Below are 25,575 nucleotides of genomic sequence, written 5' to 3'. Positions count from 1 at the left end.
GAATCCTGCTCGGGACCGGGAGGGCCCTGGCATGATTCCCCTGTCCAGCGGCCCCTCCCTTTCAATGCCCCGTGGCACTGCCCAGCTTGCTCAACCTATTACCTGCCTTTCCCCCATGCAAACGGCCCCCTCGCCTCTGATGCTCTTCTTGTCTGCTGCTTCCTTCGGGAAGCGCCTCGCGCGCATGAGCTGTCGGCTCAGCCTTTTTTTGTTCGCATGGGGGGGCGCGATTTCCTCGTGGGCTGCCGCTCCGTCGATTTACAACCTGCCGCCGTTCGTGACGGTGGACTCGGGGCAGTCGCTTACGCTGACGCCTGCGGTCGCCGGGACAACGCCGATCACCTACCAATGGAAGAAGAATGGGGTGGACATCAGCGGGGCTACCACCGCGTCCTTCTGGAAATCGCCGGTCGCCACTGCCGATGCCGGCGACTACACGCTGGTCGCCACGAATGCGTCCGGCTCGACGACGAGCAGTGTTGTCACGGTTCAGGTGAATGCGCCGCAGCCCCCCATGCTGTATCCGACCAGCACCGCCGTTTCGTGCGATTACGGCACCACGTTGTCGTTATCAATGACGGTCGCGGGCACGACACCTATGACCTTCCAGTGGAAAAAGAATGGCGTCGATATCCCCAACGCAACTTCCAGCAATTATTCCAAGAATTTGGTTACCGGCAACGATGCTGGGGTCTACACCCTCGTGGCGACCAACTCCGCAGGCTCAGCCACGAGCAGCGGCGTCACGGTGACTGTCGCCGATCCGGTCGCCCCCGAAATCTATGAACTGCCGTTGAACCGCACTGCGGAGCGCGGTGGGTCGTTCTCGCTGTCCGCCACGGTCAGCGGTTCGCAGCCCATGACATTTCAGTGGCAAAAAGACTCCGTCGACATTCCGAATGCGACCGACCGATACTATTCAAAATCGGATGTCGCGGACGGCGATGCGGGCGCCTATCGGCTGGTGGCGACCAACGCCGCCGGGAGCACCACTAGCGCCGATATCCCGGTGTCGGTGATCGCGCCGCAGCCGCCCTCGGCTCCCGCGATTACGTTCTATTCGACGCCGTCGGCTACCGCTTACGGGGATTCGATTTCGATCTACGCGTCCGTGACCGGAACCCAGCCGATGACTTTCCAGTGGTATCGCGACGGCACCGCCCTGCCCGGGCGCACGAGCAGCAGCCTCTACCTATCGCCCGCCAAGGTGTCCGACTCGGGCTCATATACGCTGCGCGCCACCAACTCTGTGGGCACGACCACGAGTATCGCCGTGCCCGTGACCGTTTCGGCGCCCGTCGGACCGACGGTTTCACCCCTGAACGCCAGCGTGAATTTGTCTTACGGTAGTTCGCTTAACCTTTCGGTCAACGCATCCGGCAGCCCCAGTCTACGCTATCAGTGGACAAAAGACGGCAATTTTATCCCAGGGGCGAGTTCCTCCTACTATTCCAAGGGCTCGGTCACGACTGCGGACGCCGGCCGCTACGCGGTGATCGTTGCCAACGACTGGGGCACCGTCACCAGTTCGGCTGCCGTGGTCACGGTGGCGCAACCGGTCGCGCCGACGATCCAGCTCAACGGCGCTGCGACGATCGATGTCGCCTACGGCGCTTCCTTTTCGATCTCACCGACGGTCAGCGGCACTTCGCCGATGACCTACGAGTGGCGGCGCAATGGCGTGACGCTGTTCGACGCGACGGGATCATCCATCGGCCGGTCGAGTGTGACCGGGGCCGATGCCGGCACCTACACGCTGGTGGTGACGAACGCCTGGGGCACCACCACGAGCACCGGAACGGTCGTCACGGTCGGCGCCGCGGTCGCGCCGCAGATCACCGGAGTGCCCGCCACCCTCAATGTGTCGTCGGGATCAAGCTTCAGCTTAAACGCCAGCATCGCAGGCACTGCGCCGATCGTTTATCAGTGGAACAAGAATGGCGTTCCCATTCCCGGTGCGACCTCCACTTCCTACTCGAAGGGCCTGCTTTCGGTTTCGGATAGCGGCATGTATACGCTCACGGCCGTGAATGTGGCCGGATCGACCACGAGTAGTGCTTGCACCCTGACGGTGTCCGCTCCGATCGCTCCGGTCATCTCCGGCATGCCCAGCAGTGCCACCATTAACTACGGCGCCTCCGTTTCCCTCTCGCCGAACGTGACGGGCACCTCGCCGATGACTTTGCAGTGGTCGAAGAACGGGAACGCGATTCCGGGCGCGAACAGCTCTTCGTTCTACCTATACAGCGCCACACCGTCGGACAACGGCACCTACACGCTCACCGCGACGAACGGGGCGGGCAGCACCACCAGCGCCGGATATCAGCTGACGGTTTTGCCGGGGCAGCCGCCGGTCGTCCACAATCTTCCCTCCACGATCACTATCAACCAGGGCAGCTCGTTCGCCATTTACCCGTTCGTCCAAGGGACTGGGCCCATGAACTTCCAGTGGCGGCGGGACGGCGTGGCCATCGTGGGCGCGATCAACTCCAGTTTCTCGAAGTCTTCCGCCCTTCCCGCAGACAGCGGCGCCTACTCGCTCGTGGTTACCAATGCGTGGGGCGCCGTCACGACGCGCGACATTTCGGTGACCGTGACGCCGGCGGTCGCTCCCGCCGTGCTCGACGTGCCGGCGGCGCGCACCGCCAACTATGGCGACTCGATCACGCTCTCGCCCGCAGTCGTCGGCACCGGACCTCTCTCGTATCAATGGTCGAAGGACGGGAATCCCATTCCCGGAGCAAATTCGCGGACGCTCGGGTTCTCGCCGGCGACCCCGGCCGTGAACGGCATTTACACCCTCACGGTCTCCAATGCGGTCGGGTCGGTCACGAGTCCTGGAATTACCCTGATCGTCAACCCTGCGGTGCCGCCCGCAATTTTCAATCTGCCGACAGATTTGAATCTCAGCTACGGATCGACGAGCCTATCGCTCGGCGCGATGGTCGTGGGCAGCTGGCCGATGTCCTACGTGTGGCGTAAGGACGGCGTGCCGCTTGGATCCAGCAACACTTCCTTTTCCAAATACGGCAGCATCACCCCGGCTGACAGCGGCGTCTACACGCTCACGGCAAGTAACGTCGCCGGGACCGCGACCAGCACGGTGAACGTGACCGTGGCAGCCGCAGCGGCCCCCAGTATCAGCGGCCTGCCGGCGACGTTGTCTGTCGTTTATGGTGGATCGATCAACCTCAACGCGAGTGTCAGCGGCAGCCCGTCGATCCGTTATCAATGGCGCAAGAACGGCGCCGATATCCCCGGAGCCAACAACTCCTATTTTAACGTTGGAGCCGCCACGCCATCGGACAGTGGCCAGTATTCGCTCGTGGCGACCAATGTTGCCGGCACGGCCACGAGCGCTTCCGTGGCAGTGACCGTCCAGGCCGTGGTCCCGGTCTCCTTTCTCGAGCAGCCCAGCTCGATCGCTGTTCAACCCGGCCTCACCGCGAATTTCTCCGTGCAGACGGCGGGCACAAGCCCGATCTCCTACCAATGGTATCGGAATGGTAGCGCAATCATTGGCTCCACCTCGAACGCGCTGGTGTTGTCCGGCGTGCAGTCGGCATCGGCGGGCGACTATACCGTGGTGGCGCGCAACGCCGGAGGTGAAGTGACCAGCAACGTTGCGACTTTGACGATGGAGACCCCGGTCGGCGTTCTGTCCGTCGCTGGTGGCAGCTGGCATTCAGCGATCCTGAAGGCAGACGGAACCCTGTGGATGGTTGGCGGCAACCTCTACGGCCAGTTAGGCAACGGGAGTTTCCGCGGCCGGCTGAATCCCACGCAGGTCGCAACCGGCGTGACGAGCGTCGCAACCGGCAACGATTTTACGATCTTTTTGAAGAACGATGGCACGCTGTGGGGCATGGGCAACAACGCGCAGGGACAGCTCGGCGATGGCACCACGCAGACGCGTGCCCTGCCGATCCAGATTGCCACGAACGTCGTCGCGGTCGCTGCCGGCTGGGCCCACACGCTCTTCGTGAAAAACGATGGCTCACTGTGGGGCATGGGCAACAACACCTCCGGCCAGCTGGGCGATGGCGCGGCGACCAACCGGCTTTCCCCGATTGCGATCGCGACTGCCGGTGTGCGCGCCGTGGCTGCGGGCGGCAACTCCAGCTATTATGTCACCGACGCGGGGACCCTTTGGGCGATCGGTGCTAATGGCAACGGACAATTGGGCGTGGGTGACGCGACGGATCGCCTCGTTCCCGTTTCCGTGACGACGGGCGTTGTCTCCGTGTCCGCGAGCGGAGGCCACGTCCTCTGGGTGAAGGCGGATGGCAGCCTTTGGGCCGCAGGCGGCAATGGCTACGGCCAGCTCGGCGACGGCACGACCACGCCGCGCTCGTCCGCGGTGCAGGTCGCCACCGGCGTGGAAAGCGCGGCCGCGGGAAGTTCGTTCAGCGCCTACGTGAAGTCCGACGGTTCCTTGTGGACGGTCGGCATCAATAGTTCCGGGCAACTGGGCGACGGCTCGTGGAGCAGCCGCACCACACCCGCAAGCATCGCCTCCGACGTTGCGTTCGCGATCGCCAGCCCCACCAACCTGTTCGTCATCTCGACGACCGGAGCACTCTACGCGACCGGCGAGAACTATTCCGGCGCACTCGGCGACGGGACCACATCTTCTCGGAACACACTGACCTTGTTGAGCGCCGCCCCGTCCAGCCTCGCACCTCGCCCCTTGCCGGCGGAGCAGGCCGTCGCTAGCGGTGGCGTGGTGCGCCTCTCGGTCTTCGGTGCCGGTGGCGCGAGCTATCAGTGGTATCGCAACGGCGTCGCGATCAGCGGCGCCACCGGTCGCACGCTGACACTCGGCGGCGTGCAGTCGGCCGATGCCGGCGACTACTCGGTCCTCGTCACGCTCGCCAACAGCTCCGTCGTGACCTTGCATTCGTGGGTTGGCGTGCGGTCGAGTCGCACCGCACACGGCGATCTCGATCGCGATGGCGCCCCTGATCTCGTCCTGGAGAACGCCGTCACCGGCCAGCGACTCATCTGGCGCATGCGCAACGGCGGCATCGTCGGCTCGGTGTCGCTGCCGACATTGAGCGCGGGCTGGCACTTCGCCGGCACGGGCGACTTCAACCGCGACGCCGTTGCCGACATTGTGCTGCAGAATACGCAAACGGGCGAACGGGTGATCTGGCTGATGAACGGTGGGACGATCACGGGATCGGCCGGCCTGCCGACGCTGCCGCTGGTTTGGCAGATTGCCTGTATCGGGGACGTCGACGGCGATGGCAGCGCTGACGTCGTGCTACAGAACACCGACACCGGGGACCGCCTCGTCTGGAAGATGAACGGCGTGGCGATCGCGACGTCGCTCGGCCTGCCGACTCTGGCACCGGAATGGCAAATTTGCGCCGTGATCGACATCGACTCCGATGGGCAGAACGATCTGGTGCTGCAGAACGTCCGCACCGGCGAGCGCAAGGTGTGGATCCTCGCGCTTCAGTCAGGTCAGCTGTCGATCAATCGAACCATCCCCCTGCCGACCTTCTACGCGGGCTGGCGATTTGCGGGCGGCGGCTTCTACACCACCGACGGCAAGCCCAACCTGCTTCTGCAAAACTCCCTGACTGGAGACCGCATTCTGTGGTCGATGGGTAGCGACGGCGCCATTCTCGGTTCCACCGCCCTGCCGACCCTTCCCGCCGATTGGTCGTTCGCCGGCGCGGCGACGAATCGCGCGCCGATTTCGGGCCCGCACGACCTGAGCGGCGACGGCGGCAGCGACATCCTGGTAACGAACACCGCGACGGGCGACCGCGTCATGTGGGTTATGCAAAACGGAGCCATCGCCGGCTCGATCGGCTTGCCCACGCTGCCGGCCGAGTGGCGCTTCGCCGGCATCGGAGACTTCAATGCCGATGGCCTCAACGACATCGTTGTCGAGAACACGAACACGGGTGACCGTGTGCTGTGGTTTATGAACAACGGCACGATCGGCGGCGGCGCCGGCCTGCCCGCCCTTGCGCCAGCGTGGCGTTTCGCCGCTGTCGTCGACGTCAACCTCGATGGCCAGCCCGACATCGTCCTGCAGAACACCAGCACCGGCGAACGCGCGATTTGGGTGATGGACCGCGCCAAGGTGGACAGCACCATCGCGCTGCCGACCCTGCCGACAAGCTGGAACATTGCCGCCGCCGGCAAGTTCACCGCCGATGGCCGCGCCAACCTCGTGCTCGAAAACACCAGCACTGGTGACCGGCTGTTCTGGAGCCTCAACCCCGACGGTTCTATCGCGCAATCGACCGGCCTGCCCACCCTGCCCGTGAGCTGGCGCTTCGCCGGCTCCGGCGACTTCAACACCGACGGCAAACCGGACCTCATCCTGGAGAACATGAGCACGGGCGACCGGGTGATTTGGGTGATGGACCGCACCACCATCGCCAGCTCGCTCGGGCTGCCGACTCTCCCGGCGTCCTGGACGCTGCGCGACTAAAGAACCGGCCAGTGTGATTAGTTCCCACTGGCCTATGAACGGACGGCTCCACGCACCGAGGCCGCACTAGGAGGTTCTGGCATGAACATGCCTGCGTGTTTTTGCTTTCGTGCTTCTGCTGAACTCTCCCGTTTGGCGTGGGGCGCGGCCCTTGTCCTGCAACTTGCGTCACCTTCGGCCGGGTATGGTGCCCCTTTGGGTCCTTGGCCGCAGCAGAGTCCAAGCCTCCGCCAACACCTTTCCCAGCCGGGCCGACCTTTATGGAGGCGTCTAGTTCGAAGGGGGGGTATCGGATCGTCGACAGTGGGGTGGAGTCCAGCTCGGCATCGGGCGAGTTCTGGACGAACGCCGATGTGGAGCGACTCGGAGGAAATCGTATCATGGCAATCGCTGGAGGGCCGACTGGGCTTGTGGCGACGAACGGAACGACCCAAGGAGTTTTTCTTTTCGACCACTGGCGAGGTATGGGCTGCCGGCGTGGTTTCGCGCGCGAGCAGTGTCTACGAGGACGTGGTCTATGCGGACGGTCGATTTGTTGCGGTGGGGGGCGACATTGCGACTTCTATTGATGGCAGGACGCGGCGTGCCGTCTGGAGCAACGAGCCTAGGCGCGGTTTTCGCGGAGTGGTTCGTGGGACAACGGAATGAGTCGCCGTCAATGTGGTCGGTCGCGTTTTCGGTCGACGGACGACGAGACGTGGGAGGAAACGGACCCAGTAGGGGGGGCGCACAGGAGTCGCCTTGGGTAGCGGTCGCTGCGTGGTGGTGTCCGCCTGCGGCGGGATTTATTCGTCCACGGACGGAGGCCATTGGCAATCGCACGGCTTGTCGCCCCGGCCGGAAGGCTCGGAACTGCACGGCGTCATTTCCAGACCAACCTAGCTTAGTGGGTCTTTGCGATCGCTTGCGGTCCAGATTTGTTGACCTCATCTGACAGAGAAAATTGGGTCGTCGATGAAGGGACTTTCGGCTCCAGCGCGATTCGGCGCCTGTTCAGCGGCAATGGCAGAATCATCGCGATTGGCGACCGAGGTGCTTTTTCCGCTCCGCCCAAATCGGGCCGACGATTGAACTGGAGCCCAGAAGCGGGACCGTGCTTTCCGGTCAAAGCGTCACTTTGTCCGTGCGCGCTAGTGAGGAATCGAATCTGCAGTGATATGAAGGATTGAGCGGAGATACGAGGCGGCGGATCGCCGGAGCCACGACGGAGACCTTTGTGAGCGGCCCACTCACCAATGCCACTGCCTACTGGGCGAGGGCGGCGGATAGCTCCGGCTCCACTGACAGCGAGACCGCAACGATTCAACTGGCCGTCGCCCCCGCCATCTCCGTTCAACCGGCGGATATCGATCCACGGGTCGGGGATTCGATCAGTCTTTCCGTTTCGGCGACGGGAGTGCCCGCACCGACGTTCCAATGGTATCACGGCATCGCGGGCGACGTCAGCCATCCCATTGAAGGCGCGACCTTGGCCACCTTGAGCCTCACGGCCCCTGCGGAGGTCGCCGCTATTGGGTCCGAGTCACCAACATCACTGGCAAGGTCGACAGCGCGGCCGGCAAGGTCGTGTCGTGGCAGCGGATCGCCCAGAAACGGCTATAGACCCGCTGGTTTAATTTGGGCGACCGGATGTGCGTGGGCGCGCACAAAGCAAGCCCGGTCGGGGCAACCATGGCGTCGCTTTTCAGCACTACGAACTTGGCGGACTGGCAGGAGGAACCGATCCCGATGCTGGTGCCGCTCAACGTCGCGGCGAACGAGGCGGGGAATGTTGGGTGGCAGTTTGCGACGTCGCGAGTTCTTCACCCACGAAACAGATTTTCTATTCCATCGACACACACGAATGGACTCAGGCGGCCATGCCGGCCGGATATCAATCCCAAGGGGTGTCCGCTGTCGCCTACGGCAACGGCCGCTTTGTCGTCGCCGGACGGGCGCAACTGGACGGCGGTGTCGTTCGGCCCGAATGTCGGTGACGGTATTCGCACGATCTATTTCGATGGCACGAAATTCATCGGAGGCGGCGACGGTTATGCCGCGGGCTACGCCGGGATTTCCGTGGGTGCGGTTTTCACGTCCACAGACGGCCTCACGCGGACGCGACGCTACCTGAGTCCCTTTTCGTCGCCAACGGCTCACCCGGACACGATTGGAGGAATCGCGCGGATTAAAAAGGTGGGTGATAGCTTAGTCGCGATCGGGGATAGCGAGTACAAGTTCATGTTTTCGTCGGACGGAGTGACGTGGACGGTGGTCGGCATTCCCGGTTCCGGCCCCGGCGGGTCGAGAGTGAAGGATATCGCATTCGGCAATGGGGTTTACGTTATGGGAACCGACAGCAGCCCGGCGCTATACACCTCGCCCAACGCGGTGACGTGGACGGCGCACACCGCGCCGCCTTCTCGGGAAAATCCGAGAGCCGCTTCCCTCGCGCTCACCTTTTGGCGAGGTGAGTTTATCGCTGCTCGCGGGACCACGGTCTACACTTCCGTTGACGGCGCTATCCGGCGCGTCCGCGCCGGCACACCTAGCCTACAGCCCAATATGTCTGTCGCCGCCTACCGGGCGGCGGGGCGATATGTGCGCTACAGCGCCTAGGCGTCCTATCCCGACAGCTTTGCGTTTCAGTTTGGGAATGGGCTGAAGTGGGAGCCGATCGCGACTCCTCCGGCGCGCGCGGAGACTCTCGGCGGTGGCTGGTTCGTGGGAGTCGACGACACTCACGCTTGGCGCTCCGTCGATAGAAATAACTGGACTGCGACGAGCCTGCCGTCGAGCGATGGTAGCTATTCGTCCCTGACGTATGCGGGTGGCCGTTTTTGCGTTCGGCTCGGCGGGCAAGCTCGCCGTGTCTACCGGTGGGGCTGTGTGGGCGACCCAGAGCCTGCCCGGCGGTCCGCTGATTAGGGATGTCTTGTCTGCTGCTGGAAAATTTTGGATGCTCGCGGGCAATAGGATTCTCTCGTCGTCGGACGGCCTCACCTGGTTCGTGGCAAAGGAGTTCAGTGGCTTGGCGCCTTGGTGGATCCTCTATGCCCAAGGGAAATTCTGGATCGATTCGTTCGTGTCCCTCGACGGCGTCCAATGGACCGCGCGCGATCAACAGTGGGGCAAAATGGTTCACCTGAACGGACGTTTCTATGGTTGGACGAGCCATTTCTCCGGTCTGGCAGTCTCGGACGATGGCGGAACTTGGCGGCAGACGACATTTTTCCCGCCCGGCTTTCCGTTCGACAGCGCCGCGGCCGGGGATGATGGCCAAGTGCTCTTGGCGTCGACCGACACGATCTGGCCGTCTGTTCCGGATCACTACGTGCCTCCTCCGGTCATCACGGGAGAGCTGACGCAGGACGTTGTGCTCGGCCGGCCCTTTTCGTTCCGAATTTCGGCCTGCGAATCCCCCAGCGCGTTCAATGCCTTGGGTTTGCCACCGGGATTGGCGGTCGATCTCGCGACGGGACAGATTTCCGGCACGCCGACTGCGGCGGGGACGTTCATCCTTACGCTGGCCGCCGCGAGCTCGCGCGGGCGGGACACCAAGAATCTCACGCTGATCGTTGCGCCACCTCCGCCGCCCGTGATCACGGACGCTTCCGGAGTGATAGTGGCGTGCGGTTTCCCCGCGCGATTCCCTTATTTCATCAAGCAACCTCCCCACGAGCTACAATGCGCTCGGTCTGCCTGCCGGTCTCTCCGTCGACCAAACCACGGGAGTAATCTCGGGCGTGCCGACGACGCTCGGGACGTTCGGCGCGCAACTCGTGGCGGCAAACTGGGGCGACACGGCGTGGGCCGATCTCCATTTGCAGGTGCGCGTCCCCGCACCCGATTCCCTGGCCAGCGGTCTGCAAAGCGATCTGCCGCTGGAGAACGGTCGCACCGGTGGGCGGGTGATTTGGCAGATGAAGGGTGTCGAGATCGCCACCTCGCTCTCGCTGCCGACCTTGGCGCCAGCGTGGCTGGTTTGCGCGGTGATCGACCTGCCGACGTTCTATGCCGGCTGGCGGTTTGCCGGCGCGGGTTTCCACACTGTGGATGGCAGGTCGAACATTGTTCTGCAAAATTCGCTCAGCGGCGAGCGCGTGCTATGGGCGAGGGGAGTCGCGGGCGACATCCTCGGCTCGACCGGCCTGCCGACCCTGCCGGCCGAATGGCGCTTCGCCGGCATTGGCGACTCCAACGGGGACGGGCTCCACGACCTCCTCTTGGAAAATACGAGCACGGGAGACCGTGTGCTCTGGATGATGAACAACAGCGTGATCGGTGGCGGTGCCGAGCTCCCGGCCTTGGCGGCGACCTAGCGGATTGCGGCGGTGGTGGACGTGAATCTCGATGGGCAACCCGACATCGTGCGGTAGAACGCCACCACCGGTGAGCGCGCGATCTGGGTCATGGACCGCACAAAGGTGGACAACACGATTGCGCTGCCAACTCTGCCGACGGAGTGGGGCATCGCGGCGGCGGGCCCGTTCGCGGCCGATGAGCTGGACAATCTGATTTCGGAGAACACCCGCACCGGCGACCGTGTCTTCTGGAGCCTGAATCCGAACGAGACGATCGCGCGATCAATCGGCTTGCCCACCTTGGCGGTGAGTTGGCGCATCGTGGGCTCCGGTGATTTCAACGGCGATGGCGGGCCCGACATTTTGCTCGAAAACACTGGCACCGGCGATCGGGTCGTTTGGGTCATGGTTCACACGAAAATCGCGAGTTCCCTCGGCCTCCCGACCCTTCGTCCGTCATGGCGCCTGAGGGGCTGAGGGCTAAAACCGCGACGGCCGCAGAACGACCGCGTTATCGCTCGCAGGCTGGTGCCGATTCTTGATTGCATAACTGCGGCGCGGTTGCCCTTGTGGGGCACTCATGAAAGTCGTCATTCTGTGCGGTGGCAAAGGCACGCGCCTGCGCGAAGAAACCGAGTATCGGCCGAAGCCGATGGTCCCGGTGGGGAATCGGCCGATCTTGTGGCACATTATGAAAATCTACGCGGCTTTTGGCCACCGGGATTTCATCCTTTGCCTCGGCTACAAGGGCGAAATGATCAAGGATTTCTTTCGCAACTACCAGTGGCACACATGCGACGCCACCTTGTCGCTCGGTCGCGGGACAAAAGTGACTTTCAACAACCGCCACACCGAGGAAAATTGGAAGGTGACACTGGCGGAAACTGGCGAAAACGCCATGACCGCCTACCGGATCCGCCAGATCAAAAGATATATTGGGCGCGACCAGACATTCCTCCTCACCTACGGCGACGGCGTGGGCAACGTGGACATTGCCGCGACGATCCGGCAACACCGCCAATCCAAGGCGGTGTGCACCATGACCGCAGTGCACCCCCCAGGGCGGTTCGGCGAGCTGTCGCTCGACGTTGCGCAGCGGGTGGTGGGCTTCAACGAAAAGCCCCAGACGGTGGGGGGCTATATCAACGGCGGTTTCATGGTCTGTGACCGCGCTATCTTCGATTATCTGCCGGACGACCCCGGCATGATGCTCGAGCAGCAACCGATGAAGGAGCTTACGCGCGACGGCAAACTCGGCGCCTACCTGCACGAGGGTTTTTGGCAGCCGATGGACACGTTCCAGGAATTCACGCTGCTCAACCGCCTCTGGGAGGGTGGAGAGGCGCCGTGGAAGATCTGGTGACTATGTTCCACGATTTCTATCGCGGCAGGAAGGTGTTCGTCACCGGACACACCGGCTTCAAGGGCAGCTGGCTGTGCGAATGGTTGCTGCTGCTCGGCGCGGAGGTGACCGGCTACAGTCTTCCGGCGGAAAACGGTTCGCTGTTCGCTCAGCTGGGCTTGGCCACGCGTATTGGCCGTCACATCGAAGCCGATATTCGCGATCCTGCGCGGCTTGCGGCCGAGATGACGGCGTGCGCGCCGGACGTTGTCTTCCACCTCGCTGCGCAGCCGCTCGTGCGCCTCTCCTACGCGCACCCGGTCGAGACGTATGCCACCAATGTGATGGGAACCGTTCACGTGTTATCGGCGACGCGGCAGCTGACACACCCATGCACTGTCGTCGTCGTTACCACGGACAAATGCTACGAGAATCGTGAATGGGTTCATAGCTACCGCGAGGAGGATTCGATGGGGGGCTGGGATCCCTACAGTTCGAGCAAGGGCTGCGCAGAATTGGTTGTGAGTGCTTTCCGCCGCTCCTATTTCCCCGCCCTCGCGTCCACGGTTCGGCTCGCGAGCGCGCGGGCGGGCAATGTCATCGGCGGCGGCGACTGGGCGCTCGACCGGATCGTGCCGGATTGCGTTCGCAGCCTGAAGGCGGGCGATCCGATCCCCGTGCGCAACAAGGTTGCTACGCGGCCCTGGCAGCACGTCCTGGAGCCGCTCAGCGGCTATCTTTTACTCGGCGCCCGACTCGCCACCGCCGAAGGACGCGAACGCGAAATCCTGGCTTCCGCCTTCAACCTCGGCCCTGCGATGACCTCCAACCGCACCGTGGCGGACCTCGTCGCCGAGATCTTGCGACATTGGCCGGGGCGCTGGGAAGACCGGAGCGATCCGCATGCGGTGCACGAGGCGAAGCTTCTGAATCTCGCCACCGATAAAGCCTACCATCATCTCGGCTGGCAGCCGGTCTGGCCATTCGCCGAGGCGATTGAGCAGACCGTGACGTGGTATCGGCAGGATCACGAAAAAACCGTCGCCGCGCCCGCGCTGACGCGCGGACAGATCCAGCGTTACGCGGAGGCTGCGGGCGCACTTTCACTTTCCTGGACACAATGAATTCCCCCTCATCCTTGGCGGAAAAGAAAGCCGAGATACTGCGCCTCGTGCGAGAGTATAGCGCAACAGCCCATGCTCATTTGCGCCCCGGGCGCGAGGCGCCGAGGGCGACGAGCCACGGGTTCAGGCCGGGCGAGGACGTCGTTCCCTACGCGGGGCGCGTCTTCACCGAGGACGAGGTGGAGGCGGCCATCGGCACGACCCTCGATTTCTGGCTGACGCTCGGCGTCGAGGGCGAAGCATTCGAGCACGAGCTTGCCGGCTTCCTCGGCGTGAAGCATACGCTGCTGGTCAACTCCGGCTCGTCGGCCAATCTCGTCGCGCTCGCGACGCTCACCAGCCACAAGCTTCCGCCGGCCAAACGAATCATGCCGGGCGACGAGGTGATCACCGTCGCGGCGGGCTTTCCCACCACCGTCGCTCCGATCGTCCAGCTCGGCGCGGTCCCGGTGTTCATCGACAATGATCCCGTCACGGGCAACGCGCGGGTCGATCGGTTGGAGGCTGCATACGTGCCGGGGCGCTCCAAGGCGGTGATGATGGCGCACACGCTCGGCAATCCCTTCGATCTCGGCGAGGTGCTCGCCTTCTGCCGCCGCCACGATTTGTGGCTGATCGAGGACAACTGCGACGCGTTGGGCTGCACTTATTCGCTGCCGATCGAACGCGCGCAGACGCTCGGCTTCACTGAGAATTCGCCGGGCATACCATCCGACGGCCGCACGATCACCCGCTACACCGGCACTTGGGGCGACATTTCCACGCAATCATTCTATCCCCCGCATCACCTGACGATGGGCGAGGGCGGCGCGGTCAACATCGTGCATCGTCCGCCGCTCAAGACCTACGCGGAAAGTTTCCGCGACTGGGGCCGCGACTGCTGGTGCGCGAGCGGGAAGGACAATACCTGCCACAAGCGCTTCGGCTGGCAGCTCGGTGAGCTGCCCGAAGGCTACGACCACAAATACATCTACAGCCACCTCGGCTACAATCTGAAGCCTCTTGACCCCCAGGCGGCGATCGGTCGGCAGCAGTTGCGCAAGCTCCCCGCGTTCATCGAGGCGCGGAAGCGCAACTGGGAGCACCTGCGGGCCGGCCTTGCCGGGCTCGAAGATCGCCTCGATTTCTCCCTTCCGACCCACGCGACCGAGTGGACGGCCCGCGGTTTCTCCTGGGATGCCACGGGAGCTCGCACCGATTGCTCGTGGTTCGGCTTCATGCTGCGGGTGCGGCCGAACGCCGGCTTCACACGCACCGATCTCGCGCGCCATCTCGACGAGAAGAAAATCGGCAACCGCATGCTCTTTGGCGGCAATTTGCTCCGCCAGCCGGTCTTCGTGCAGCTCAAGCGGGATCGGCCGCAGGCGTTTCGCGTCGTGGGCGGAGTGGAGGGGGCCGACGAGATCATGAATACTGCGGTGTTCGTCGGCACCTATCCGGGGCTCACCGTGCCGATGCTCGACCATATGGTCGAGACGATCCGCAATTTCTGCCGGCGCTGATTTTTCGCCCATGCGGCCGCTCGCCAGCAACGATCTTGAGGAAATCCTCCAGCGCACCCGGCCGCTGTGGGAAGAGGTGCGCGGAGCGCGGCTGTTCCTCACCGGAGGCACCGGTTTTTTTGGCTGCTGGCTCACGGAATCGTTTTTGCACGCGAATCGCCGCCTCGGCTTGGGCGCTTCGCTGGTGGTGCTCACGCGCGATCGCGACCGCTTTGCCGCCAAGGCCCCGCATCTGGCGGCGGCGGGGGAAATCCAGCTGCTGGTCGGCGACGCCAAGGGCTTTCCACTGCCGGCTGGCGCGTTTGATTTTGCCTGCCATGTCGCGACGGAAACCCGGCCCAACTACGAAGCGGTGAGCGCGGCGGAAATGCTCACCAGCAATCTCGCGGGAACGCAGCGCTTTCTTGAGTTTGTCGTCGCGAGCGGCGTCCGAAAATTCCTGTTCACCAGCTCTGGCGCGGCTTACGGGGCCCAGCCGGCCGAGATCGAGCATCTCCGCGAAGACCACCCGTTCGCTCCTGATGCGATGAGTCCTGCGGCGGCCTACGGCGAGAGCAAGCGCGCCTCCGAGGTGCTATGTGCGGCGGCCAGCGTGCCCGGCGTCCGCGAAGGCAAGGTCGCGCGCTGCTTCGCTTTCGTCGGGCCGCACCTGCCGCTCGATGCGAACTATGCGATCGGCAATTTCCTGAACGATGCCCTGGCCGGTCGCACCCTCCGGATCGGAGGCGACGGCACGCCGCGCCGCTCCTATCTCTACGCGGGCGACTTGGCGATCTGGCTCTGGACCATTCTACTGCGGGGCACGAGCGGGCGCGCCTACAACGTCGGCGCCGCGCAACATTACTCAATTCGTGAGATCGCGGAAATCGTGCGCGCGGAGGTGGCTCCCGGGCAGGACATCAACGTGGCGCGCGCCGCGGTGCCTGGGGCGCCGGTGAGCCGCTACGTGCCCGACACCCGCCGCGCCCGGGAGGAGCTCGGGCTTGACGAATGGGTGGCGCTGCCCGAAGCCATCCGGCGAACCGCCGCCTGGCACCGGGCCGACGGAGGATTTCCCCAATGATAAAACTTTCCGACTACGTCATGGAGTTGCTCGCTTCGCGCGGCATCGACACGTTCTTCACCGTTTCGGGCGGCGGCATTATGCATCTGCTGGACTCGCTGGGGTCCAATCAGCGCCTGCGCTACTACTGTAACTATCACGAACAGGCGTCCGCCATCGCCGCCGAGGGCTGGGCGCGCGTCGCGAATCGTCCCGCCGGCTGCCTCGTCACGCTCGGGCCCGGTGCGGTCAATGCCCTCGCGGGTGTCGTCGGCGCGTGGTTTGACTCGGTGCCGATGGTCGTGCTGACGGGCCAGGTGCGGCGCGACCTGATCGCCGATTATTCCAAGATTCGCCAGATGGGGCCGCAGGAGGGACCGACGGTCAACCTCGTCGCGCCGGTCACAAAATATGCGAAGACGATCCTCGATCCGCTGACGATCCGCTACGAAGTCGAGAAGGCGCTCTGGCTGGCGGTCAATGGTCGCCCGGGCCCGGTGTGGATCGACATTCCCCTCGATGTGCAGGGCGCGCAAATCGACGAGACGCAGTTGCGCGGATTCGACCCCGCGGAGATGGGCGAGCCATGGGATCGGGCGGCGCTGCAGGCGAAGGTTGCCGAAGTGCTCTCTTGGCTCGTGGCGTCGCGTCGCCCGGTGCTCGTCGGCGGCACCGGCATCCGCATGGGCGGCGCGCACGAACTTTTCCTGCAAGTCGCGGAGACGCTGGGCCTGCCGGTGGTGCTGCCCTACACGGCCAAGGACCTCATTCCCGAAGCGCACCCGTTGAACTTCGGCATCTTCGGCACCGCCGGGCAGCGCCGGGCCAACTTCGCCGTGCAGAACTGCGACCTCGTGCTCAGCTGCGCCTCGGGCTTCTCGCTGAGCAAGGTGGGCTTCAACTTCAAGGGCTTCGCGCCCAAGGGGCGCAAGGTGATGGTCGACGTGGACCCGGGCCAGCTGCACCACCAGGTGATTAAGCCGGACCTGCCGGTCCTCGCCGACGTGCGAGCGTTCCTGGAGGAGTTGCTCCGCCAAGCGCAGGGGCGTCGCTTCGAGTTTTCGCCACGGTGGCTGCCCGCTTGCCAACGCTGGCGCGAGCGCTACCCGATCATCGTGCCGGAATTTTTGCAGGACACCGGCCACGTGAACAGCTATGTGTTCATGGACAAGCTCGCGGACCACATGAAGGAGCGCGACGTGGTCGTCGCGGGGAACGGGCTCGACACGGTGACCTACTACCAATCGTTTAAGGTCAAACCCGGACAACGGACGATGACCAGCAACAACTGGGGCTCGATGGGGTGGGATCTGCCGCTTTCCATCGGAGCATGTATCGCGAACGAGCGCCGGCCCACGGTGTGCGTCACGGGTGATGGCAGCATCCAGTGGAACATCCAGGAGCTGCTCTTCCTGCAGCATCATCGCCTGCCGGTGAAGGTTTTTGTCTTCAACAATCGGGGATACTCGAGCATTCGCGCCACGCAAAACGCGTTCTTCAACGGGCGCTATGTCGGCGCGGACCTCGCGTCCGGAGTGGCGAACCCCGACTTTGCGAAACTGGCCGACGCCTACGGCATCGCCTATTTCCGTATCGATGGTCACGGGGATCTCGATCAGATCATCCCGCGCGTGCTGGCGACCGCCGGTCCCGCCCTCTGCGAGGTGAAGATCGCGATCGAGCAGGGCATCTCGCCCAAGGCCTCCGCGTTCCGCCGGGCGGACGGGACGCTCGAGTCGCGTCCGTTGGAGGACATGGCGCCGTTTCTCCCGCGCGAGGAAATCCACGAGAACATGCATCAGTTCGACGACGAAACGCCGGGACCATGAGTGGCTCCGAACGGTTGCTCGTGGCCGGTTACGGCAGTATCGGCAAGAGGCACCTCGGCAATCTGCGTCAGATGTTTCCGCGGGCCGAAATTGCGGTCCTGCGCAGCGGCGTGGCAGAGGGAGATTCGGCGCCCCCGCCGGGCGCGGATCACGTCTTCTACGACTTCGACCTCGTCCGTGCGTTTGCCCCGCTGGCGGCGATCGTTGCGACGCCGGCCACCCATCACGTCGAGCTGACCCGCCGCCTGCTGGCGATCGGTTGCCACGTGCTCTTGGAAAAGCCGATCGCGGCCACACCGGATGCGGTGCCCGAAATGATCGCGGAGGCCCGGCAGTTTGGCCGCGTGCTCATGATCGGCTACAATCTTGTTTTCACGCCCGCGATGGCGGCATTCCGCGAAGCCGTCGGTTCAGGGATGGCCGGGCAGCCGCTGTGCATCCGCGCGGAAGTCGGCCAATACCTGCCCGACTGGCGACCCGGCAGCGACTACCGGCGCGGCGCCAGCGCGCGGCACGACTTGGGCGGAGGAGTGTTACTCGAGCTCAGCCACGAATTGCACTATCTGGGCTGGATCTTCGGGCGCGTCGAGTGGGTCCAAGCCACCGTCCAGCGGAGCGGCACGCTCGAGTTGGAAGTCGAGGACCTCGCCCTGCTCAACCTCGGCTTTGCCGAGGGAGCGGTGGCGAGCGTGCAGCTCGATTTTCTTCAACGGACCTACAGCCGGTTCTGCAAGGTCGTCGGTTCGGCCGGAACTTTGCTCTGGGATGCAACCCAGCAGGCAGTCTTTTTTTTCCCGCCAAACGAAAAACGAGGACGGGAGGTTTTTCGGGAGACGGACGCCGACCGGAATGGCGCCTACCTGCGGGAGCTGGCACATTTTTTCGATTGCGTGCGGAACAACACGCGGCCGATGGTCGACGCCGACGATGGTTGGGCGGTTTTGCGCGTGATCGACGCGGCCCGGGCCAGCGCCAGCGAAGGCAAGAGGATCGTCTTATGAGTTCATCGCCGGTTTTACTCACGGAACTTTCATCTCTGCGGGGACGAGTTGCCCTCGTGACCGGCGGAGCTGGCCATCTGGGTTGCGCGGCGGCAGAAACGCTCGCGGAACTCGGTGCGGCGGTGGTGATAGTCGACTTGGATGCTACACGCTGCGCCGGCGTCGCGGATGCCCTGCGGAGCCGGTTCGGCGTTCCGGCGCTGGGACTCGCCGCAGACTTGGCGCGGGAGCGGGACGTCCGGGGCATCGCGCCGCGGGTGGCGACGGAATTCGGGCGCCTTGATGTGCTGATCAATTGCGCGGCACTGGTTGGCACTTCGGGCCTGAAGGGGTGGGCGGTGCCATTCCTGCAGCAGGACGTTGATACGTGGCGGCAGGCGCTTGAGGTCAACCTCACTGCACCTTTCACGCTCGTGCAGACCTGCACCGAGTTGCTGCGGCGCAACGGCAAAGGATCCGTGATCAACATCAGTTCGATTTACGGCGTCGTCGGACCCGACTGGTCTCTTTATGAAGGCACTTCGCTGGGAAATCCCGCCGCCTACGGCGCCTCGAAGGGCGGTTTGGGGCAGTTGACGCGTTGGCTCGCCACTACGCTTGGACCAGAGGTGCGCGTGAACACGATCGTCCCCGGTGGCATCGCTCGGGGACAGGCGCCCTCCTTCGTGGAACGATACGTCCGGAAGGTGCCGTTGGGCCGCATGGCGACCGAGCAGGATTTCAAAGGCGTGATCGCGTTCCTGGCCAGCGATCTCTCCGCCTATGTCACCGGGCAGGAAATCTGCATCGATGGAGGCTTCACGGCATGGTAACTGAAATGCAAATCGGCGGGCGTCGAGTGGGGGGGGGCCAACCGTGCTTTGTCATCGCCGAGGCGGGCGTTAATCACAATGGCGACCTCGCGCTGGCGCGGGAACTCGTTCGCGTGGCCGCTCGGGCCGGCGCGGACGCCGTGAAGTTCCAGACTTTTCGTGCGGCCCAGCTTGCCACGGCGGACGCGCCGAAAGCAGGTTACCAGAAGGCGGCGACCGCACCGGAGGAAACGCAGCAGGAAATGCTGCGCAAACTGGAGCTCTCCGATGCCGCGCACCACGAACTCAAGGCGTTGTGTGCAGAGCACGGCATCATGTTCATGTCCTCGCCGTTCGACGAGAGCTGCGCGGACTTCTTGCATGCACTCGGGGTGGATGCCCTCAAGGTGCCGTCCGGCGAAATCACAAACACGCCTTACCTGACCCATCTGGCGCGGCTCGGCGTCCCGCTAATCCTCTCCACCGGAATGGCGACGTTGGAGGAAGTCCGCGCCGCGGTTGCGGCGGTGGCGCGTGGCGGCCCCGTGTCGCTGGCACTGCTGCACTGCGTGAGCAACTACCCCGCTGCCCCGGCGGGATGCAATTTGCGGGCGATGGCGACGATGCAGCGTGAATTTGGAGTTCCTGTCGGGTTTTCGGATCACACCTTGGGCATCGAGGTCGCGCTGGCAGCCGTCGCGTTGGGGGCATGCGTCGTCGAGAAGCATTTCACGCTCGATCGTTCCATGCCCGGTCCCGATCACCCAGCTTCGCTCGATCCGGCGCAGCTGGCCGAATTTGTTGGCGCGATCCGTCGGGTGGAATCGGCGCTCGGCGACGGCATCAAGGCACCTTTGCCGTCCGAAGCCGAGACTGCGGCGGTGGCACGGAAAAGCGTGGTCGCCGCCTGCGATATCGCGGTGGGCACGAAGATCCGTGCGGAGATGCTGGTTTGCCGTCGCCCAGGCACGGGGATGCCTCCCTCGCGCTTGGAAGAGTTGGTCGGTCGGAGCGCGCGGGTTGCGATCGCCGCCGGCAGCCTGTTGCGTGAGGACCTGGTCTCATGAGACGGATCGGCGTGGTCACGGTCGGACGATCGGACTTTGGGCTCTATCGGCCGCTGTTGGCGCGATTGCGAGCGCGACGCGAAGTGCGGCTGAAGTTGTTCGTCGCGGGCGCCCACCTCGCGCGGGAACACGGCCGGACGGTGACGGAGATCGAGGCGGCCGGCTTTCGGGACTACGCGCCCGTGCCGACGCTGACCCGCGCCGACGACGAGGTGGCGGTCGGCATCGCCGCTGGCAGGGGCACGGCCGGATTCGCTCGGGCGTTCGCGGCGTGGAGGCCGGATATCCTCGTCGTTCTCGGTGATCGCTACGAGATGCACGCGGCGGTCGTTGCTGCGGTGGTGCTCAACATTCCCGTCGCGCACTTGCACGGCGGGGAGATCAGCGAAGGAGCCATCGATGACACGTTGCGGCACTCGATGACGAAGCTCAGTCACCTCCATTTTGCCTCGGCGCCGGATTACGCGCGACGGATCCGGCAGATGGGTGAGGAGCCGTGGCGGGTGCATCACGTCGGCGCGATCGGATTGGATAATGTCCGCGAAGTCGAAATCATGAGTCCCATGGAGTTAGGCGCCTCGTTGGGGTGGAAAATACCGTCGCAATTCATACTTTTTACCTATCATCCCGTCACCCTGGGGGCGCATGACTCGGCGGCCGAATGCCGTGATGTTCTCGCCGCGTTGGAGCAGTTTGGACTGCCCGTGCTGTTCACCGCACCAAACGCAGATGCGGGCGGGCGCGCGCTCGATCTCCTGGTTCGACGCTACGTGGCTCGAAGGCGCGGCAGCCACTATGTCAATAACCTCGGGCTCGTGCGGTATTACTCGGCGATGACGCACGCGACGCTGATGGCCGGCAACTCGTCGAGTGGAATCATCGAGGCGGCATCGTTTGATCTGCCGGTCGTAAACATCGGGGAGCGCCAGCGCGGCCGGCTCCGCCCGCGGAACGTCATCGATTGCGCGCCGCGTCGTCGCGCAGTCTTGACCGCGCTCCGCCAAGCGCTCCGGACGCGGGCGGAGGGAATGATGTTCGAGAATCCCTACGACGCCGGGGGCGCCGCCGCACGGATCGTCCGGGTTCTTTTGCGGGCGCCGTTGGGTGGTCGTCTGCTCCAAAAAAAATTCATCGATGCAAACTGACGGGCACAAAAGTCGCACCAAAATCGTGGGCCTGGGCGCAGGAGGGCATGCTTCTGTGATCCTGGATTTGATCGAATCCCTGCCTGGATCTCCTTACGAGGTCGTCGGTTTCCTTGATCCCGAACGGGGGCGCCATGGCAGTCAATGCCAAGGCGTCACTATATTGGGGGACGACAGTTTATTGCCGGAACTTCGGCGCGATGGCATCGCCGGTTGTTTCATCGGCTTGGGAAGCGTCGGACGAACGGCGGCGCGCCGGCGTCTATATGAACTTGCGGTCGAACGTGGGTTCGATGTCGTCTCCTTGGTTCATCCCGCGGCGGTCGTCGCGAAATCAGCCGCTTTGGGTGGCGGATGTTGCGTGATGGCGGGGGCGGTCATCAATTCCCGGGCGGCGCTCGGACGAAACGTCTGTATCAACACCGGCGCGATTGTGGAGCACGACTGTCGGATCGATGATCACGCTTTCATTGCGCCGGGAGCCGTGCTGGCGGGCGGGGTGCAGGTCGGGGCGGGGGCGTTCGTGGGATTGCGCGCCGGTGTCAAACAAGGGTGCGTTCTCGGGGCGGAATCGTTGACGGGCGCCGGTGCGATGGTGGTGCGTGATGTGGCGCCCCGAGCGGTGGTCGCGGGTGTGCCGGCGCGGGCGATGGACGCAAGATAGGGATTTTGCCCCGAGATTTGCGTTGCCGTTTGGTGCCGGGGAATCCCTGATGCGAGCGTGCACTCTTTTCGCGCGCCGGCGTCGGGCACGACCGGCGGCGTGTCCTAGTCAAACACATGGTAAGACCGGCAGAACTCTTCGTTTTTTCCACTTCGACCATCCGGTCCGCGGTGGCTGCGATCGACCGTAGCCGGAAGTTGGGGCTCGCGGTGGTGGTGGACAGGCAGGATCGTTTGGTGAACACGCTGACGGACGGTGACGTTCGTCGCGGGCTGCTCGCGGGAGTGTCGTTGGATGCCCCCGTCGAGCGCCTTCTCGAGATCAAGCGGAACACGCCCCACCCGGACGCGCTGACGGCACCGACGGGCACGGATCGGGAGTCGTGCGTTGCGCTGATGCGCCGGCACGGCGTGCGCCAGCTCCCGTTGCTGGATGCTGCAGGACGGGTGTCGGAAATCGCGACATTGGCTCCCCAGGACATGGACGAGATGGGGTTCAGCGCGGTGGTGATGGCCGGCGGGTTCGGCAAGCGGCTGTTTCCGCTCACGGAGCACACCCCGAAACCAATGCTCCCGGTCGGCGGACGTCCGATCCTCGAGATCCTCGTGCGTCAGCTCAGCGAGTCCGGCGTGCGGGATTTCCATTTCACCACGCACTATCGTCCGGAAAAGATCCGTGAGCATTTCGGCGACGGTTCCGGCTTTGGCGTAAACATCAACTACCTCAACGAGGAGAGTCCGTTGGGAACCGCAGGGGCGCTGAGCCTTTTGCCGGTGCCGCAGACCGATCAATTGGTTATCAACGGTGATATCCTCACGCAGCTGGATTTCGGCAGGATGTTCGATTTTCATCGCCAGCATAAAGCAGCGATGACCGTGGCCGTGCGCGAATATGAGCACGTGGTCCCGTTCGGCGTGGTGCGCATCAGCGATGCGTTGATTCGTGCGATCGAGGAAAAGCCCCGGCATTCCTGGTTCGTCAGCGCGGGCATCTACATCCTGTCGCCCCGCGTTTTCGACCATATTGTGCGGGGCGAGCGGCTGGACATGCCGCAGTTGATCGAGCGGATTATTCACGCCGGTCAGCCGGTGGCCAGTTTTCCGATTCGCGAGAAATGGACCGACATCGGCCGCCAGGGGGACTATGAGGCGGCGAACCGCGAAGCATCTTCTCTCATCAATGGACAATAAAGACTGGAATGGTGTCAGAGTGCTGGTGACCGGGGCGGGTGGCTTCATTGGGGGCCACCTCACCGAGCGTTTGGCGGGCTTGGGCGCGGATGTCCGCGCGATGGTCCGGTATTCGTCGAGCGGGCTCTGGGGGTGGTTGGAAGAGTCGCCTTGTCGGGGACAGATCAAGGTCTTCGCCGGTGATCTCCAAGATCGCGACAGCGTGAAGCAGGCGATGCGCGACTGCGAAGTGGTATTTCACCTCGGCGCGTTGATCGCGATTCCCTATTCTTACACCGCGCCGGTGTCGTATGTGCGGGTAAACGTCGAAGGAACCCTGAACGTGCTGCAAGCCGCGCGCGAGCTGGGGGTCCGTCGGCTCGTGCACACCTCGACCAGCGAAGTGTATGGCACGGCGCTCTACGCGCCAATCGACGAAAAACATCCATTGCAGGGGCAGTCGCCTTACTCGGCGAGCAAGATCGGCGCGGACAAGCTCGTGGAGAGCTTCCAGCGTTCTTTCAACGTTCCGACCGTCACCGTCCGCCCGTTCAACACCTTCGGACCTCGGCAGTCCGCGCGCGCCGTGATACCGACGATCATCACGCAGATCCTCGCAGGACGGGAGCGGATCGAGCTGGGCAACCTCACGCCGACGCGCGACATGAACTATGTTGCTAACACGGTGGACGCCTTCCTCGCCGCGGCCCGGGCGGAGAAAGCGATCGGCCAGACGATCCATTTTGGTTCGGGTCGCGAGATCGCAATCGGCGAGCTGGCGCAACTGGTCGCCAAATTAATGGACCGCCGGATTGAGGTGGTGCAGACGGGAGAACGTCACCGGCCGGACAAGAGCGAGGTCGAGCGTCTGATCGCCGACAACCGGCTCGCGCTTGCCACGCTGGACTGGCGACCGGCGGTCAGCCTTGAGGAAGGGTTGCTGCAAACGATCGCGTGGCTTGAAAAGAATCTCGGCCGCTACAAACCGAACCAATATAATGTCTAAACAATGAGCGCCTTTGTCCCGCTGAGCGTTCCGAACCTGGGTGGCAACGAGTGGAAATATGTGAAGGAGTGTCTAGATTCCGGCTGGGTTTCGTCCGTTGGAAGCTACGTGAACCGGTTTGAAGCCGCTATGGCCCAGGCCGCGGGGACCCGATACGCCGTGGCGACTGCCTCCGGCACGGCAGCGCTTCACACTGCGCTGATGGTGTTGGGCGTTCTCCGGGACGAGGAAGTGTTGATGCCGTCCCTCACGTTCATTGCGCCCGCGAATGCGGTGCGCTACCTTGGAGCGTGGCCGGTCTTCATGGACTGCGACCCGGTCTATTGGCAGATGGACCCGAATAAGGTGCAGGACTTTCTTCGGCGCGGCTGTGAACGGCGAGCCCACGGGGTCTTCAACCGCGCTACCGGGCGTCGCGTGGCCGCTTTGCTGCCCGTGCACGTGCTCGGGCACCCGTGCGAGATGCCCGCGCTCCTTGCGCTCGCGGAAGAGTGGAACCTGCCAATCATCGAGGATGCGACCGAGAGCCTCGGCAGCCGGTGCGCTGGCCGGCCCACCGGCTCGATCGGCCGGATTGGCTGCTTCAGTTTCAACGGGAACAAGATCATCACGACCGGCGGCGGTGGCATGCTGACGACGGACGATGCGGCCCTCGCGGAGCGGGCGCGCTACCTCACGACGCAGGCCAAGGACGACCCGGTGGAATTCGTTCACGGAGCGGTGGGCTACAATTACCGCCTGACGAATCTCCAGGCCGCCGTTGGTTGTGCCCAGTTGGAGCAACTGCCCGAGTTCCTCAAGACGAAGCGGCGCATTGCGGCGGCTTACGATGCCGCCCTCGGCTCGACCGGTCGATGGATCCTGCCGAAACAAGCGCCATGGGCGGAGACGAACTGGTGGCTCTATACGGCGCTGATGGTCGCCAGCGCGAAGACGGATCGGCGCGCCGTGCTGGCTTCTCTCCAGGACGCGGGGATTCAAACGCGGCCTTTTTGGCAACCGATGCACCTGAGCCCGGCGCATCGAGAGTGTCCGTCGTGGCACTGCAGCGTCGCCGAGGACCTATGGCAGCGCGGCCTCAGCCTTCCGTGTTCAACCAGTCTTGACGCCTCCACGCAGGAGCGGGTCATCGCCGCTCTGCTCGCGCTCAACTGAG

At 64.0% G+C, this 25,575-nt stretch carries 17 protein-coding genes; all 17 read left to right on the top strand.

The genetic code is table 11. The features are described 5' to 3' along the window. The first annotated feature begins 115 nt into the window (after positions 1–115). Positions 116–6,454, top strand: coding sequence for an immunoglobulin domain-containing protein (locus HZA32_18735; GenBank protein MBI5426114.1), 6,339 nt, complete (start codon positions 116–118; stop codon positions 6,452–6,454). A gap of 1,671 nt (positions 6,455–8,125) precedes the next feature. Further along, positions 8,126–9,052: a hypothetical protein gene (locus HZA32_18730; GenBank protein MBI5426113.1), complete on the top strand. Its 927-nt coding sequence runs from the start codon at positions 8,126–8,128 to the stop codon at positions 9,050–9,052. 1,037 nt (positions 9,053–10,089) lie between these two features. After that, positions 10,090–10,755, top strand: a complete 666-nt coding sequence (locus tag HZA32_18725; GenBank protein ID MBI5426112.1) for a putative Ig domain-containing protein — start codon at positions 10,090–10,092, stop codon at positions 10,753–10,755. A 90-nt stretch (positions 10,756–10,845) separates the two neighbouring features. Next, the gene (locus HZA32_18720) at positions 10,846–11,214 is read left to right on the top strand and encodes an FG-GAP repeat protein (protein ID MBI5426111.1); all 369 of its coding nucleotides are present in this window, start codon (positions 10,846–10,848) and stop codon (positions 11,212–11,214) included. A gap of 103 nt (positions 11,215–11,317) precedes the next feature. Then, positions 11,318–12,100: a glucose-1-phosphate cytidylyltransferase gene (gene rfbF, locus HZA32_18715; protein ID MBI5426110.1), complete on the top strand. Its 783-nt coding sequence runs from the start codon at positions 11,318–11,320 to the stop codon at positions 12,098–12,100. A 2-nt stretch (positions 12,101–12,102) separates the two neighbouring features. Then, positions 12,103–13,203: a CDP-glucose 4,6-dehydratase gene (rfbG, locus tag HZA32_18710; GenBank protein MBI5426109.1), complete on the top strand. Its 1,101-nt coding sequence runs from the start codon at positions 12,103–12,105 to the stop codon at positions 13,201–13,203. Next, positions 13,200–14,705 (top strand): lipopolysaccharide biosynthesis protein RfbH, encoded by a 1,506-nt coding sequence (gene rfbH, locus HZA32_18705; GenBank protein MBI5426108.1) that lies wholly within the window; start codon positions 13,200–13,202, stop codon positions 14,703–14,705. The genes rfbG and rfbH overlap by 4 nt, the downstream gene beginning before the upstream one ends. A 10-nt stretch (positions 14,706–14,715) precedes the next feature. Beyond that, positions 14,716–15,768, top strand: a complete 1,053-nt coding sequence (locus tag HZA32_18700; protein ID MBI5426107.1) for an NAD(P)-dependent oxidoreductase — start codon at positions 14,716–14,718, stop codon at positions 15,766–15,768. Next, complete coding sequence (locus HZA32_18695; GenBank protein ID MBI5426106.1) at positions 15,765–17,576, top strand: thiamine pyrophosphate-binding protein; 1,812 nt, start codon at positions 15,765–15,767, stop codon at positions 17,574–17,576. The genes HZA32_18700 and HZA32_18695 overlap by 4 nt, the downstream gene beginning before the upstream one ends. A 20-nt stretch (positions 17,577–17,596) precedes the next feature. Then, positions 17,597–18,577 (top strand): Gfo/Idh/MocA family oxidoreductase, encoded by a 981-nt coding sequence (locus HZA32_18690; GenBank protein ID MBI5426105.1) that lies wholly within the window; start codon positions 17,597–17,599, stop codon positions 18,575–18,577. Further along, positions 18,574–19,389, top strand: coding sequence for an SDR family oxidoreductase (locus HZA32_18685; GenBank protein MBI5426104.1), 816 nt, complete (start codon positions 18,574–18,576; stop codon positions 19,387–19,389). Before HZA32_18690 ends, HZA32_18685 begins: the two co-directional genes overlap by 4 nt. A 5-nt stretch (positions 19,390–19,394) precedes the next feature. Next, positions 19,395–20,435 (top strand): N-acetylneuraminate synthase, encoded by a 1,041-nt coding sequence (neuB, locus tag HZA32_18680; protein ID MBI5426103.1) that lies wholly within the window; start codon positions 19,395–19,397, stop codon positions 20,433–20,435. Beyond that, entirely contained in the window at positions 20,432–21,580 is a 1,149-nt protein-coding gene (neuC, locus tag HZA32_18675; GenBank protein ID MBI5426102.1) for a UDP-N-acetylglucosamine 2-epimerase (hydrolyzing), read from the top strand. Before neuB ends, neuC begins: the two co-directional genes overlap by 4 nt. Then, positions 21,570–22,244: an acetyltransferase gene (locus tag HZA32_18670; GenBank protein MBI5426101.1), complete on the top strand. Its 675-nt coding sequence runs from the start codon at positions 21,570–21,572 to the stop codon at positions 22,242–22,244. Before neuC ends, HZA32_18670 begins: the two co-directional genes overlap by 11 nt. 170 nt (positions 22,245–22,414) lie before the next feature. Next, complete coding sequence (locus HZA32_18665) at positions 22,415–23,434, top strand: nucleotidyltransferase family protein (GenBank protein MBI5426100.1); 1,020 nt, start codon at positions 22,415–22,417, stop codon at positions 23,432–23,434. Next, on the top strand, positions 23,424–24,419 hold the full coding sequence (locus HZA32_18660) for a GDP-mannose 4,6-dehydratase (protein ID MBI5426099.1): 996 nt from the start codon (positions 23,424–23,426) through the stop codon (positions 24,417–24,419). Before HZA32_18665 ends, HZA32_18660 begins: the two co-directional genes overlap by 11 nt. Before the next feature lie 3 nt (positions 24,420–24,422). After that, entirely contained in the window at positions 24,423–25,574 is a 1,152-nt protein-coding gene (locus HZA32_18655) for a LegC family aminotransferase (GenBank protein MBI5426098.1), read from the top strand. The last annotated feature ends 1 nt before the right edge of the window (position 25,575 follow it).

The sequence above is a fragment of the Opitutia bacterium genome, from assembly GCA_016217545.1.
Taxonomy (GTDB): domain Bacteria; phylum Verrucomicrobiota; class Verrucomicrobiia; order Opitutales; family Opitutaceae; genus Didemnitutus.
Note: the sequence above shows the minus strand (reverse complement) of the source record. Positions and strands in the feature narration are given on the sequence as shown.

Bases quoted from the DNA above. Each gene is read 5' to 3' on its own strand.
- HZA32_18735 (MBI5426114.1), top strand. From the start codon at position 116: ATGCAAACGGCCCCCTCGCCTCTGATGCTCTTCTTGTCTGCTGCTTCC.
- HZA32_18730 (MBI5426113.1), top strand. From the start codon at position 8,126: ATGGCGTCGCTTTTCAGCACTACGAACTTGGCGGACTGGCAGGAGGAA.
- HZA32_18720 (MBI5426111.1), top strand. From the start codon at position 10,846: ATGGACCGCACAAAGGTGGACAACACGATTGCGCTGCCAACTCTGCCG.
- rfbF (MBI5426110.1), top strand. From the start codon at position 11,318: ATGAAAGTCGTCATTCTGTGCGGTGGCAAAGGCACGCGCCTGCGCGAA.
- rfbG (MBI5426109.1), top strand. From the start codon at position 12,103: ATGTTCCACGATTTCTATCGCGGCAGGAAGGTGTTCGTCACCGGACAC.
- rfbH (MBI5426108.1), top strand. From the start codon at position 13,200: ATGAATTCCCCCTCATCCTTGGCGGAAAAGAAAGCCGAGATACTGCGC.
- HZA32_18700 (MBI5426107.1), top strand. From the start codon at position 14,716: ATGCGGCCGCTCGCCAGCAACGATCTTGAGGAAATCCTCCAGCGCACC.
- HZA32_18695 (MBI5426106.1), top strand. From the start codon at position 15,765: ATGATAAAACTTTCCGACTACGTCATGGAGTTGCTCGCTTCGCGCGGC.
- HZA32_18685 (MBI5426104.1), top strand. From the start codon at position 18,574: ATGAGTTCATCGCCGGTTTTACTCACGGAACTTTCATCTCTGCGGGGA.
- neuB (MBI5426103.1), top strand. From the start codon at position 19,395: ATGCAAATCGGCGGGCGTCGAGTGGGGGGGGGCCAACCGTGCTTTGTC.
- neuC (MBI5426102.1), top strand. From the start codon at position 20,432: ATGAGACGGATCGGCGTGGTCACGGTCGGACGATCGGACTTTGGGCTC.
- HZA32_18670 (MBI5426101.1), top strand. From the start codon at position 21,570: ATGCAAACTGACGGGCACAAAAGTCGCACCAAAATCGTGGGCCTGGGC.
- HZA32_18660 (MBI5426099.1), top strand. From the start codon at position 23,424: ATGGACAATAAAGACTGGAATGGTGTCAGAGTGCTGGTGACCGGGGCG.
- HZA32_18655 (MBI5426098.1), top strand. From the start codon at position 24,423: ATGAGCGCCTTTGTCCCGCTGAGCGTTCCGAACCTGGGTGGCAACGAG.